Annotated in this window: 6 protein-coding genes, 1 pseudogene and 1 riboswitch; all 7 genes and pseudogenes read right to left on the reverse strand. The window is 30.4% G+C overall.

Features of this window, described 5'->3' with window-relative positions; genetic code table 4:
* Nucleotides 1-15: 15 nt before the first annotated feature.
* Nucleotides 16-3,970 (reverse strand): annotated as a pseudogene (locus VBM88_RS01115) (DNA-directed RNA polymerase subunit beta'); the annotation flags it as partial.
* Entirely contained in the window at nucleotides 3,963-7,625 is a 3,663-nt protein-coding gene (locus VBM88_RS01120; protein WP_323680247.1) for a DNA-directed RNA polymerase subunit beta, read from the reverse strand. The gene VBM88_RS01120 and the pseudogene VBM88_RS01115, both read right to left, overlap by 8 nt.
* A gap of 222 nt (nucleotides 7,626-7,847) precedes the next feature.
* Nucleotides 7,848-9,455 (reverse strand): hypothetical protein, encoded by a 1,608-nt coding sequence (locus VBM88_RS01125; RefSeq protein WP_323680248.1) that lies wholly within the window; start codon nucleotides 9,453-9,455, stop codon nucleotides 7,848-7,850.
* Nucleotides 9,456-9,513: 58 nt separating this feature from the next.
* On the reverse strand, nucleotides 9,514-10,272 hold the full coding sequence (locus tag VBM88_RS01130; protein ID WP_323680249.1) for an ATP-binding cassette domain-containing protein: 759 nt from the start codon (nucleotides 10,270-10,272) through the stop codon (nucleotides 9,514-9,516).
* Nucleotides 10,273-10,274: 2 nt separating this feature from the next.
* Nucleotides 10,275-11,459, reverse strand: coding sequence for an ABC transporter thiamine pyrophosphate-binding lipoprotein p37/Cypl (gene cypl, locus VBM88_RS01135; RefSeq protein ID WP_323680250.1), 1,185 nt, complete (start codon nucleotides 11,457-11,459; stop codon nucleotides 10,275-10,277).
* 34 nt (nucleotides 11,460-11,493) lie between these two features.
* Nucleotides 11,494-11,599, reverse strand: a riboswitch (TPP riboswitch).
* A gap of 37 nt (nucleotides 11,600-11,636) precedes the next feature.
* Complete coding sequence (locus VBM88_RS01140; RefSeq protein WP_323680251.1) at nucleotides 11,637-14,135, reverse strand: MAG1360 family OppF-related protein; 2,499 nt, start codon at nucleotides 14,133-14,135, stop codon at nucleotides 11,637-11,639.
* Nucleotides 14,135-15,112, reverse strand: coding sequence for an ECF transporter S component (locus tag VBM88_RS01145; RefSeq protein ID WP_323680252.1), 978 nt, complete (start codon nucleotides 15,110-15,112; stop codon nucleotides 14,135-14,137). Before VBM88_RS01145 ends, VBM88_RS01140 begins: the two co-directional genes overlap by 1 nt.
* Nucleotides 15,113-15,126: the final 14 nt, after the last annotated feature.

Below are 15,126 nucleotides of genomic sequence, written 5' to 3' on the forward strand. Positions count from 1 at the left end.
CTAAGCTTCCTGTGAAGAATTTTGAATCTCCTGGGTCTGTAATCATAATTTTTGAAAGCATTTGTCTAATAATGATTTCAATGTACTTATCTGAAATTGTAATACCTTGTAAACGGTAAAGTCTTTGAATTTCTTTTAATAAGTAGTTTTGAACTGCACGTGTATCAGCAACTTCAAGAAGGTCATTAATAATAATTGGCCCTTCAAATATTTTTTGTCCTGGTCTAAGTGTTTGTCCAACTTTAACACGTAATTTTTGAGAAACTCTACCTGATGTTGTAACGATTTCTTTTTGTCCATTTGGTCTTGTTGTTTCAATTTCAACAAGCATAATGTCATTTTCTTTTCCGTTTTTATCTCTAGCTGGCGCAATTGAAACAACTGTTCCAGTTACAGGCGAGATAACAGCAGGTTTTCCTCAAGGTTTTTCGTAGGCATCGATAAGTTCAAGAAGACGTCCAAATCCTCCTGTAATATCTTCAACCCCGGCAACCCCTCCGGTGTGGAATGTACGCATTGTAAGCTGTGTACCAGGTTCCCCGATACTTTGTGCAGCAACAACTCCAACAGCTTCACCAATGTTAACTAAACGGTTTGTTGCAAGGTCTTTTCCATAACAGTGAACACAAACTCCGTTTCTTGTATGACAAGATAATACTGAACGAATTTCAACTTGGTCAATGTTGTATAAGTTAACAATTTTGTCAGCCATTTCTGCTGAAATTAATGTGTTTGCATCAACAATAATGTGACCATTTGCATCAATAATTGGTTTGTTTGTGAATCTTCCTTCGATTCTTTCTTGTAATGACTCAATAACTGTGTTTGTTTTTGTATCTCTAATGTCTTTTACAACAAATCCAAAGTCTGAACCACAATCAACTTCTTTAACAACAATACTTTGAGCAACGTCAACAAGTCTACGAGTTAAGTACCCTGATTTAGCTGTGTTAAGAGCTGTATCTGTAAGCCCCTTACGAGCCCCGTGAGTTGATGAATAGAATTCGTAAGCACTAAGTCCACTAAGGAATGATGACTTAACAGGAACTTCAATTGTTGAACGAACAACACGATCGTTTTCAGCATCGGCTTTAAGAACTTTGGTGTTGTTACTCATAAGTCCACGCATACCAGCTAACTGTGTAAAGTTAGATGAGTTTCCACGAGCCCCTGAAGTAAACATCATAAATAATGGGTTATCAATATCTGATTTTGTAACTTCTTTAAGATCTTTTTCAATAGATTCTTTAACTTGTGATCATTTTTGAATTGTTAAGCTGTAACGCTCATCATCTGTTAAGTAACCTTCAAGGAAGAATTGTTTTAATTGGTCTGTGTATTCTTCCCCTTCTTTGATCTTTTGAGCTGTTGTATCTAATGTTGTAATATCATTCATTGAAATAGTTGTTCCTGATATTGTTGAATATTTGAACCCTAATTCTTTGATATTGTCAAGAATAGAAGCAACATAGTTTGTATATCTGAATCAAACTCTTTCTAATACTAATGTGTAGTCATTAATGTTTCATTGTCTCTTAAGTTTGTGTGTTTCTTCATCTGCGCCAATGATGAAGTTGATTCTTTCGAATTCTTCTTTAATGAAGTTTGAAATGTTTGTTGCGTGAATTGTAGGAATACGTTCACCTGCATAGTCAATTAATGCAGCACAGTCATTGAAACGACTTTCAAAGTTGTTTACATCTGTAGAATCAATAACACCTGCGATGTCTTCCATTGTTACAACGGCAACATATTTTTTGTACACATTAAGAACAATTTTTGCAATGTCTTTTTTGTTTAATCCCAAGTTAACAGGAATATCTTTAAGATATTCAGCAAAGTTTGTTCCATAAGGCATTGTGTATTTGTCTAATGCATTTTCTGATGTGTCTAATCTTTCTTTTTCAGAAACTGAAATTGAACCATCTGCATTAACTGTTTCTTTTCTTACTATTGATTTACCAAAGATAAATTCAAAGTCTGATGGGAATACTTTGTTTAAGATGAATTTACCCACTGTTGAGAAAATGTAAGGATTTGATGTATGTAATTTAACTGAATTTTTATCTAATTCAGAAACTGGTAACACAACTCTTGTATGTAAGTTAACAATACCATTTTCATAAGCTAACATCATTTCTTCATAGTTAGCAAAGATTTTACCTTCATTAGGTTGTCCTGCTTTTTCAATAGTTAAGTAGTAAAGACCTAAAATCATATCCTGTGAAGGGTTAATGATAGGTTCTCCATCTTTTGGTCCAAGGATGTTTTTAGAAGCTAACATTAATTCACGAGCTTCTCTAACAGCTTGATCTGAAATAGGAACGTGAACAGCCATTTGGTCCCCATCGAAGTCGGCGTTGAATGCTGTAGTTACTAATGGGTGTAATTTAATAGCTTTTCCTCTAATTAAAACAGGTTGGAATGCTTGAATTGATAAACGGTGCAATGTAGGAGCACGGTTTAAAAGAACTGGTCTTCCATCAATAGCTTTTTCAACATATGGTCAAATGATTGGGTTTAATGAGTCAATCATTTTCTTAGCTGATTTAACAGATGTGATTGAAGTTTCATTCTCTAATAATTCTTTGATAATTCAAGGTTCGAATAATTTAGCAGCCATATCTCTTGGGATACCAACTTCGTGCATTTTAAGAGTTGGTCCTACAACGATAACTGAACGACCTGAATAGTCAACACGTTTTCCTAAAAGGTTTTGTCTGAAACGACCTTTTTTACCAACAAGTGCATCAGAGATAGATTTAAGAGGGTGTCCATCTTTTGATGTAACTGGTGTAGGTTTCTTTCTGTTGTTATCAATTAAAGCATCAACAGCTTCTTGAATCATACGATACTCGTTTTGTTTAATTAACATAGGAGCATCAGCTTCGTTTCATTTAGCTAAACGGTTGTTTCTGATAATGATACGACGGTAAAGTTCGTTAACATCACTTGTTGAGTGTCTTCCACCATCAAGCTGAACTAATGGACGTAAGTCAGCTGGAATAACTGGTAAGTTGTAAATCAACATATTTTTTGGGTGTTGACCTGATTTAATAAATGAGTTGATGATTGTTAAACGTTTGTAAAGTTTTCCTCTTTCTTGTTCTTTTGTTGAAGAAAGATTTCCATTCTCGTCAGCTTCTTGGTTAATTAAATCGATTTCAGCTTGAACTTTTTTAGCTTCTTCTTCTAAATTAATGTGAGTTAATAAATATTCAATCGCTTTTGAACCTGTGTCAATTTTAGCATCTGAATATTCGTGAATGATTTCGTTGTATTGATAGAAGTCAATACCGAAGTCTTTACCAATTTTAGATTCAGCATATGTTCTTAGTTCATCTAAAGCTGTAGCGATGTCTTCGTATTCATCTGTATCTTTATCATACATTTTTAACATTTCCATTAATGCAGCTTCATAAATGTTTGCAGCTTCATTAATGTCAATGATTGTGTTTTTCTTTAATGACTCTAAACCACCATCTTCTAAAACGATGTGTGATTTGTAGTAAATTAATTTTTCTAAGTCTGCTTTTGTTACTTGTTTTGAAGAGTCAGCAACTCTAAGTCCAAGTAATTTAGCAATAATTGAGTGATCGATTTTAAAGAATCAGAAGTGGACAACAGGGTTGTGTAATTTGATGTGTCCCATTCTGCTTCTACGTGTTATTTTAGGTAAAATAACTGGTTTGTATTTTTCACAAGCAGGTGTTCTAGTACATACTGAGTTTTCATCACTTTTTTTGTATTTTGTACCACAAACAGGACATTTGTAGTCTGTTGTAGGTCCAAAAATAAGTTCATCAAATAAACCATCTTTTTCTGGTTTATATGATTTATAGTTAATTGTTTCAGGTTTTGTAACTTCACCGTGAGATCATTTTAAAATGTCTTCATCTGTTGCAAGTGAGAGAGTAATTTTATTGATTTTATCTTCTACTGATTTAGCATCGAAATTTGAATTATTCATATCAATCTCCCCCTGTTTCATGTGAATCTACATAGTGATATTGTTCACTATCATCGTAATCATTGTCGTAGTTTTCTACTTCAGTTGTTTCAAGTTTCATTCCAAGACCTTTAAGTTCATATGAAAGAACGTTAAATGATTCTGGAATACCTGGTGTAGGTAATTGTTTTCCTGATACTAATGCACTATATAACGCATTACGTCCAGCGATGTCATCTGATTTATATGTAAGGATTTCTTGAAGAACGTTTGTTGCTCCATAGGATTCGATAGCTCATGTTTCCATTTCCCCGAATCTTTGTCCCCCGTTTTGAGATTTACCTCCAAGAGGTTGTTGTGTAATAAGTGAGTATGGACCAACTGAACGAGCATGCATCTTGTCATCAACCATATGGTTAAGTTTAAGCATATACATAACACCAACAGAGATAGGTTTATCAAATTTTCTACCTGTAATAGGGTCGATTAAAATTTGTTTTCCACTCTTGTTTAATCCAGCTTCTTCTAAACAAGCTTCAATGTCTGACTTCTTAATACCATCGAATGATGGAGTAACGAATTTAACATTTAATTTTCTAGCAGCCATTCCTAAGTGAAGCTCAAGAACTTGACCGATGTTCATACGTGAAGGAACCCCTTGAGGGTTAAGCATAATGTCAAGTGGTGTTCCGTCTTCTAAGTATGGCATATCTTCTTCAGGAAGTACGATTGAGATAACCCCTTTGTTTCCGTGACGACCAGCCATCTTATCCCCGACTTTGATTTTACGTTTTTGAGCAATAGAAACCTTGACAATCTTGTCAATTCCTTCTTCTAAAACATCACCTTTTTCTCTAGAAAGAACTTCAACATGAATTACAGTACCATTGTGACCGTTTTTAACTTTAAGAGATGTATCTTTTGATGTTTGTGGACGTTGTTGAAGAATAGCCATTAAAAGTTTTTCTTCTTGAGATGGGTTTTCTTCTCCTTTAGGTGATAATCTACCAACTAAAACGTCACCAGCTAAAACTTCTGATCCAACTTTAACAATACCGTTTTCATCTAAGTTTCTTAATGAGTATTTAGAAACGTTTGGAATGTCGTTTGTTAAGATATCGTCACCAGCACGTGATGATCTGAATTGAATTGTTTGTTCTTCAATGTGAATTGATGTATAAACATCATCTTTAACTAATCTTTCGTTGATGATAACAGCATCCTCAAAGTTGTATCCGTTTCAAGTTGTAAATCCAACAAGAACGTTTTTACCAAGAGCCATTTCTCCATCTTTGAATGAAGAACCATCAACTAATAAGTCACCAGCTTTAATTTCTTGCCCAACTTCAACAATTGGTTTTTGTTGAATTAATGTACCTTGGTTGCTTCTTTCGAAGTTTCTAAGTGTATATTTATCAAAGCTTTCTTTTGTTGTAATTTCTCCTGTTTTAGGATCTTTTACTTCTTTAAAGTGTTTTACGTGGATTTTTGATCCATCAACAAAATCAACAACCCCATCGCCTTTAGCTCTTAAGTTGTATGATGAGTATTTAGCAATATCTGCCTCAATACCTGTTCCAACATATGGAGCTTCTGCTTGGATTAATGGAACTGCTTGACGTTGCATGTTTGATCCCATAAGTGCACGGTTGGCATCATCGTTTTCTAAGAATGGGATAGCAGCAGCAGCTATAGAAACAATTTGTTTTGATGAAACCTCAATGAAATCAATTTCATGTGGTTTACCAATGATATAGCTGTAATCACGTCTAATTGTTAATAAGTCATCTGTAATGTTGTTGTTGTCATCAACGTGAACTGATGATTGAGCAAATGAGTATCCAATTTCTTCAGCAGCTGTTAAGTATCTAATGTCGTTGTAATCTACAACCCCATTGTTAACTTTGTAGTATGGAGTTTTTAAGAACCCTAAATCATTAACTTTCGCATATGTTGCATAGTTTAAGATAAGACCGATGTTTGGTCCTTCAGGTGTTTCAATAGCACAAATTCTTCCGTAGTGAGTTGCGTGAACGTCACGAACTTCGAATTGAGCTGTATCACGATTAAGACCTCCAGGTCCAAGTGATGTAACACGACGTTTGTTTGAAACTTCTGATAATGGGTTAATTTGATCCATAAATTGTGAAAGTTTTGATGAGTTAAAGAATTGTTTCATTTGGTTTGTTACAAGTTTGTTGTTTGTAACGTTTTTAGGTGTAACCTTGTCAGCTTCTTTAGCTCCCATACGCTCACGAGTTGCTTTTTCAAGTTTTGTTAAAGCAACTGATAATTGACCTTCTAATAATTCACCAACTGAAACAATACGTTTGTTTGTTAATGAATCTGGATCATCATCTTTACCAATTCCATCTGTTAAGTTGAAGTAGTAGTTAATTGCAGCAACTATATCTGAAATTAATAAGTGTGGCTCAACTGATTTTGGATCGTTACCGATTACTAAAACAGGTTGTTCTGGTTTTTCTTCCATTCATTTTCTAGTTGGGTAAACTCAAACTTTAACAATGTGCGTTCTCTTTGATAACACCTTGCTGTTCTTAATAACGTGGTGGTAAACAATTTCTGGATCAATTCCAGGAATTCTTTCGTATGAAATTTTTCCTTCGTTAAATAAGTTTTGAATTTCTTTAGCTTTTCTAATGTCGATGAATGTTCCTCTTGTAAATGCAGGTTCATCTGCACCTTTAAGGTAAATATCTTTAGCTAAGTATGTGTTTGTAATTCTGTCAACTAAAGAAAGTTTTTCATTTAACATATGACGACCTGTTACAGATAAGTTGTAACGTTTCTTATCAAAAAGCATTCCTGGTAATAATGAACGTTTAGCTTCTTCAGAAATACGGTCACCTTTTCTTAAACCTCTGAAAAGTTCTTCTTGACACGCGTCAAGTAATTCTTCAGATGTGAATTCTGAGTTTAAGATAAGTTTGTCTTTCTTAAGTGTTTCATCAAGTAATTCATTGTTTTCACCAAATAACTCTCTAATTGTTTTTTGTGAAAAACCAAATGCTCCTAAGAATGTAGCTAAGTTAACATTTTTGTTTTTGTCAATTTTAATCTTAACTGCATCTAATGTTGATGATGTAACTTTGTGAGAAACTTCAAGTCAAGAACCAATTCTAGGTAAGATTTCTAATTTGTTGAAAAGGTCATCAGATTGTTTGTTACGCACACCTAATCCGAAGTATGCTCCTGGTGAACGAATTAACTGACTAACGATAACTTTTTCAGAACCGTTGATAATAAAGCTTCCACCACTTGTCATGTATGGAATTTCCCCAAGTAGAACTTCATCTTCTTTAATTTCACCTGAGTTTTTAACTTCACTTTTTAAAGTAACGAAAACTTTTGCACTAAAGTTCATTCCCTTCGCTTTAGCTTTTTTGATTTCTTCACTTTCACTAGTGATTTTTTTGAAAGGTAATTCTAATCTAACAGAACCCTTTTTGTATTCAAGCTTAACTTCTCTGTTAGCAGCTTCAATAGGGTAAATTTCTAAAAGACATTCTTGAATCTTTTTGTTCATAAAAAGTTCGAAACTTTCTTTACTTGTTTCAAGAATATCAAAAAGTGGAAGAGTAGTCTTTGTGACTGAGTAATCTCTTCTTCAAGTTTTTGGACCAAATTTACGTAATTTGTAATTGTGTTGTTCCATATTTGTCATTCCTTTCTTGCAGATAAACCTTCAATAAGAATAAAAAAATACACCTCTATGTACAATTTATATAAAAGGTATATAAATTTTACATTAAAAATGTAATTTTTAAAGGTGTATTTTAAAGCATTTTAAGTGAAATCATAAGATATTTTTTAGTATTTTTAAACCTATGTCCTAGGCTTAAAAATTTATTTTGTAAAATTTTCTCAAAAAAATTTGTTAAAAATCTTTTTTAAAGAATAGTAAATCTTGCGATTTTGGAATAAAATTTCGCTGCTTTTTGAATGAATTTCATAACTTTGAATTATTGATATAAAACTTGAGTTTGTCTTTGTTTTTGAAGATTAAATACGCAAGTTCCAACATAATTAAAAACACATAAGCAGGCAATATTAATGGAACAATTTTTGAATACTCTTGAGTTTCTTGATATTTATTAATTGTTTTATAAATACTGATATTTGCAAATGCTCCATAAATAATTGCATTTCTAAATGATTTTTCGTATTCAAATAAGTTTGTTGAAATTATTTGATTTTTAATTTGTGGAATTATAAAGTTTCTGTAAATAAATCATTTCGAATTACCCTGAGCTTGCATATTTGAAATTTTTCTTCTATCAATTGAGTTAATTGATTCAGCAAACTGCTTGCACATATGTCTAAATGATGAAATTAAGATTGCTGAAGTTATTGCAACTTGACTTTTCATCAGTGGATTAAACATATAAAATCAAATTACTGCAGGTATGATTTTGATAATTATCAAAATCGTTTTGTTAAATCACACAAGATATGAATTAAATAAGTTTTCTGACAATATAAATGAGTAAGCTATTGCGAAAATAAATGCAAGAGCAACAGCCACATATGCACACATAAAAATGTATAAATAATCTTTATAAATGTCAGTTTTCACAACATCGCTGAAGTCTCAAATAAATAGCGATTTAAAGAATAGTGAGAATGTTTTTACGTCTACCTTACTATGGAATAAGCCTGTTAAACTTCAAATAAATATCCCAAAGTAAATAGCCAAAATAAATCAGAAAACATACTTTCTTCAGTTATATTTGAATTTATTTAAGTCTGCTTCAGAATTAATTGTAATGTTAGGTTTAACAAATAAAACTTTATTAAAGAAGAATAATAATCCTTCGTTGATTAATATAAACAAGAATATAAAGAATAAGGTTATCCCTATATTTTTTTGGTATTTACTTAAATCACCGAAAAAGAACCCTAATCCATTTATTCCAACAATACCTAAAACTGAAACTCATCTTATGTTTGATTCATAAGATAAGAAGAAGTTGACTCAAAACTTATTTTTGAGTACTAATACAATATTTGTATAGAATGATTTTAATTTTGAATATCCTTTTGCAATATCATTTCAATATTTTTTAGTATCAGCTGCTTCTATTAAATCATTAATGTACTTGTGCAATCATAATCAAGTAAATCAGAAATAAATAGTAAATGCAGCTAAATAAGGGTCAAAGGAAATTTTAAATAACAATAAAAACACAATTACAGGAAAAGCTCTTAGCAATAAGAGAATTATTTTAATAATTAAAGGTATTGATTTGTGTTTATGAATATTCGTTGAAGCAAAAAAACCTGTAAATAAAGCTGCTAGAAAACCTAAAATGCTACCACAAGTTATTGTTTTGACTGTCTGGATAAAGTATTTAAAGTTTAATTCTCATAAGTTTTCAGTTAAGTTTTTGTTATATGACTCAAATGAAAACATATTTGTAAAATTTTTAGCAGCTCTTTTTCAACCTGGATTCGAAACCCGAGAAAAGAAACCTAAATAATACATTGAGACTATTAATAAAATAAGTGCAACTAATATTAATATTCACTTTTTGAAAAGGGACTTATTTTGATATTTTGTTAACTTGGTTTGGTTCATCAAAATAACTTTCTATTTGTTTTTTATCAAATTCATCTTTAATAAATACTTTATCCACTTTTCCACGTTTAAGCGATATTAACTTATCACAGTATTGGACCGCTAAATTCAAATCATGAATTGCGATAATCGTATATCTATCTTTAGAAAACTCTTTTAAAAGTTTCATAACATTATGTGAATTTTGGTTATCTAAATTACTTGTGAGCTCATCTCCAAGTAAAATTTGTGGTTCATTAATCAAACTGATTAATAATTGAGCTCTTTGTTTTTGACCACTAGATAACTTATTTATTGGTGCAAGGAGCAAGTTAGAAATTTGTAATCTTTCAGCAATATTTCAAATTTTATCTCTTGTTTCCTTATCGATAAATTTAAAGAACTTATAAATAAAGTTTTTGTAGTGCTTGTAATTAAATTTCAGATTATCAAAAGTTGAGTAATTAACTAAATTTAAACCATCAGGATCAACATATTCGATTTGGTTTTTATATTTTCTTTTTTTGTTTTTCGTTAAATTTTTAATATCTAAATCATCTACAATGACTGAACCGTTTGCTATAGTTTTGAAGTCATAAAAGGATTTAAGGATCGTTGATTTTCCTGCTCCTGATTTTCCAATTAGACCAACTAATTGACCTTTTGGGATAGTAAAATTAAGATCTTTTAGATCAAAATTTTCATTATCTTTATATTTAATTACTACATCTTTAAACTTTATCATTCTTAAATCTCACTTAATTTATTTCAATATTCTGTTTGTTCATTATCAATTGACTTGTATCCGTGGAAACCATTTTTAGGTCCTCAGATATCTCTATTTTGTTCTGACAATGATTTAAACACTGAGTTAATAGCTTTTTTAGCTTTGTCAGTAACTCTTGAACTGTAAACTCCTACATTGTATGGTAATGGGTCTGTTACAGTCAAGAAGTAAATATCTTGCTGTTGACCTCCTTCACCCGGTCTAACTTCTGGATTAACCTTGTATGAAAACTCTTTACTATCTTTATATTTTGTATATGAATAAGAACCTTCATTATCAAAGAAAATGTGAATATTAGCATTAGCTTGTGTTGAAGCTTCAGTTAATTTAGCTTGTTTTATTTTATCTGAGTATGTAACTCTTAATTGATCAAGTGAAACAAATGGTTTGTTTGTTTCTGTATTAAAGTTTTTAGCAAATAATGCTTCTGGTAATAGGTATTTGCTTCCTGATGAGCTTTTACCAATTCCTATTCCATATGAAACAAATTTTTCTAAATCTTTAGTTTTTCAAGCTTTAATAATTTCATCAGCCATAGTGCGAGTTGCAACGATTGCAATTAATCCTCTTTGGTATGGTACTAATTCATTTGAATAAAATCTAGGGTAGACGCTTCCATTTCATTCTCCCTCAGGTTGATTTCAACCGTTCCCTCAGTCTTTTTGTTTGAAGTATACGTTTTCAGCATCTGCAATCGTCATTAAAGATGCACCTGAATCTTTTGAATAAGTTGCATCTTTAATGTCACCTTTAAATTGTTTTGTTAATGTTTGAAGTGCAACTGATAAGTTTTCTGAAATGAATTCATCTTTTTTGCTTAATAATGTTCCTGAATTGATGAAAGCTAAATCAGTTTCGCCTTTTAATAATTCATCTTTTGCAACATTATATGAATCATCTTCAACTAACTTGATGTTAAGTTTGATTGATTTATCAATCTTTTGAATTTCTGAATTAAATAAATTATTTAACTCAGTTTTGTAAGTATCTGCATTTTCAATACCATAAGGTTTGATTAAAGAAAGTGTATAAGTAGTCACTTTTTCATCTTCTCTTGCAGAAGAACATTGACCAGCAACAGCTGGTAATGTTGTTAGGGCAAGTAAACTTGCACCAAATAGTAAGCTTTTTGATTTTATTTTCATAGAAATAAAAAATCCTTTCTTTTGAATGAAAGGACATCGAAAAAGAAAGACTCGCTACGCTGGCATTACCCAGTTCAGCTAATAAGAGTATTTCTCAACCTGCGATTAAAAAATAAAAGCAAGTACCTCTGTCCTTGCTTAATATTTTACTTTAAAAATCAAAATACAAAGTTGTTTTTACAATTTTGTTTCTTCATCATAACTAAAGGCTAATTCTTCATTATTTTCATCATCTTCAGTTGTCGAAATTGAAGTTAAATTTTTATTATTAATAAGTTCATTATAGAGAGTTAAGTCTTCCAAAACTGGATTGTCTTTTTTCTCTCTAACACTTACTCCATGCGATGTAAGTAAAGCTTGTGATTCATTAAATACACTTACTAAATCTGGATTAACTAATGAAGTATGAGTCTGAGTTTCTCCTAAATCAATTGAACTTTCTACATTAACTGTTTGGATAACATGAGTTCAGGTTTGAAATTCTTTAAGAGTACAGTAAACATAATGATCTAAATTATCATCAATTGAGAATGAGTTTCTTTTAACAAATGACTCAACATAACTTGAGTTTGTTTGAGAGTTAAGTGATTGAATTTTGCCTTCAATAAGCATTTTAACAAGCGGCGAAACTGTTTTGTTAAATACTTTAGAAACCCTTCCTCACTCAAGAACTTGAGTATCGTCAAAGAAGTAAACATAATCACAGCTATTTTTGATAAATTGAAGATCATCTGTGATGATAATAATATTCATATTATTTGCATTAGCAAATTTGAAAAGAACTCTATAGAATTCATTTCTAGCTTCAGGAGCAATTGTTTTTATGTCATCAGAGATGAATAAAAACTTGATTTCATCCAATGCAAATTTTGTAATTTTAAGTTTGATTTTATCCAATGTATCTAGAGTCTTGTATTTTTCTAAATACTTGTGGTGTGTAATTGCCGAGTTTTCAAATGTTTCGACAAATTTAAACATTGCACTTAAATCTTTAACAAACTCAAACTTAGGTGCTGTAGTTGTTTTAGAAAAATCAATTAAATCTGATAACATCTTAGAAACTCAACTGCTTTTCATTAAAAATTTAATATTAGCAAAACTATTTAATACTTTTGTTAAGTTTTCTGAATTATCATTTTTAAATACAACAGAAAGTTCAGATACTGTTTTGTCTAACATTTTTTCAATCTTTTTATAACTTGCATTAAATTCTTGGAGCTTCCTGTCTTTATTTTTAATAAGATTCTTAAACAATCTTTCTTGAGTATTTGTTTCTCACTCTAATTCAGCATTTGCGAGTTGAATTGTTTGACTAAAATCATGAACCATAACTTCATTTTTATAACTTGATATATAGTTAAAACGTTTAGATTGAATAGTTTTAATTATTGCTTTATTGCTACTAATTTGATTTTTAATAAACTCAAAATTACTTTTTGATTTACTAATAAATCTATTGATATTAATATCAAATTCCCTAGAAATAAAACTCTTAATCCTACTTACGGTTGTATTTTTATATTTATTTCTGATATCACCAAAGTTTTTATTGATGAAAATATTGACTTCAGACTCAATTTGTGATTTAAGGTGTTCTAAATCTTCTTTCTTCAAGAATCTAAGATTTCAATAATTCTGTTCTCAAAGTTTGAGCTCTTGTTTTTTAATTAAAATATCTTTTATACAATCAAAATATTCAGGACTTTTAAAGACTGCAATTCTTGATTGAATTTCAAAAACATTAATTTGTTTTTTAATTTGTTTAATAGTTGAAAAAATGTATTTCCGAGAATAAGCTTTGAGTTGTTCTTTATATTCTTTGTAAAATGCAATCTCAAACTTTAAGTCTCTAATTTTGAGATCGTTTTCTACTTTTGCAATACTTGTGCTGTTAATCTTTTCAATAAATTCAAGTTTGTACTCACTTTCTTGAATTTTAGTTTTTTTATCACTTAATGCATTATTTTCAACGTTGTTTAAGATATCTATAAATTCTTTTGAAACTACTTTAAACAAGTCAATAAAGATTTTGAATAAGTTTTTATTAAACTCATTTGCAATGAAAAATATGTTTCCTAATTGAACTTCTTTGTTTTGTTTATCCTTTTTTAGAAACGCTTCTTTAGCAGCATTGAAAAAGTGTGATAAGTCACCGTTGAAGTTATCTGAAAGTTCACTAAAGTGGCTAATGAAATTACTTATGTGTCCATATGTAAGGTTTTTTAGTGGGTGAGCAAATTGCTCATAAACTTTTTGTTCTTTTAAAAGCTTATCTTTATTCTTAACAACTGATAAACAACTAAGTCAAATATCGACTAAAGGAATGTTGTTATCATCGTCATCACTAATATCAAGAAGGTCAAAATAGTCACTAATATAATCTAAATCTTTCTTTCTATTTGTGAAATCATTAGTATTATCGTATCTATCTGTTTCATCAATTAATTTATTGTAGTTATATAGGGTTAAAAATGAATTCTTGTCCTTAAGTTCAAAGTTTCTAACTTTTTTATAAGTTAAATTTTTGTTATCTTTGGAAATATAGAAGGCTGTTTTTGAATTAGAATAGATTTTAATTTCAGGAATAGAAATAGAAGAGTAAGGTCATTTATCTTGCTCCTCACTCTTTTTTATAAAGATATTTGAAATTGTTAATTGAAGATCTTTATTTTTCATTAGTATCCTAATTTTGAATTTTTCTTAATCAACTTAATAATGATTGAATATGAATAGTAAATAACAAAAACGTTAAATCAAATCTTAACAGGACTGGAAATAATATGTTGCGTTATTCACAAGAAAATATCTTTTGTTTCTCCATTTCCTAAACTCATATTATCGCCAAGAGATAAAATTGGTATATTAATAAGTTCCAAGAAAGCAGAGAACACTATAATCGGGACAAATATTAAGAAGCGCTCAACCCTCATTTTGAATCTTGCGACAATTATGAAAATAAGTAATAATGACATCCCTGTAATCATTAAAGCAAGTAATCCTCAACGATTTGGAATTAAACCTTTTTCAATATATTTATCTGGAACTCAAAAACCTACATAGTAAGTTATTATAATAATTACAAATGATATTAAAAAGACTGCTGCAGTGGTATAAACATTCTTTAAGATGTCTTTTGAATTATCATCTCTGATGAATGCTCTTTTTGAATTAAGTTTAATTAACTTATCGCCAACTTTAAAAGCTTTTTCCATAGTAGCTTCATTTTTAGAAAGCTTTCTATATTTCTGAGCTAATAAAGTAATTTTAATTGAAATTCTTTCAAGTCTATATTCCTTACTGAAAGCATATTGTAAAAACGACACAAAGTAAAGTCCGAAGATACCTGAAATAAGACCGTTAATAGCTGTCGCTAGAGTGTACATCGGGTTATAACCAACAGGTGGAACAAAAAGTAACGATAATAAATCTGATACAACGCCAACAAAAACTCCAATGACAGGTCCAAAAACAAAACCTGTGATTTTTACAGGTAATCCTATAAATGAGAATTTGAATGATGGAATATTAACAATAGGCATTAACTGAGCTGCAACAACGGTAAAGCTAACTGATATAGCAATTAAGATGGCTATAAAAACCATATTCTTAATAGTTCATTTACGTAATAGTCCTCACTCCGATAATGACGACATAAGCTTAGCTGTTA

It is taken from the genome of Mycoplasma sp. 1232 (assembly GCF_034863345.1).
Taxonomy (GTDB): domain Bacteria; phylum Bacillota_I; class Bacilli_A; order Mycoplasmatales; family Metamycoplasmataceae; genus Mycoplasmopsis.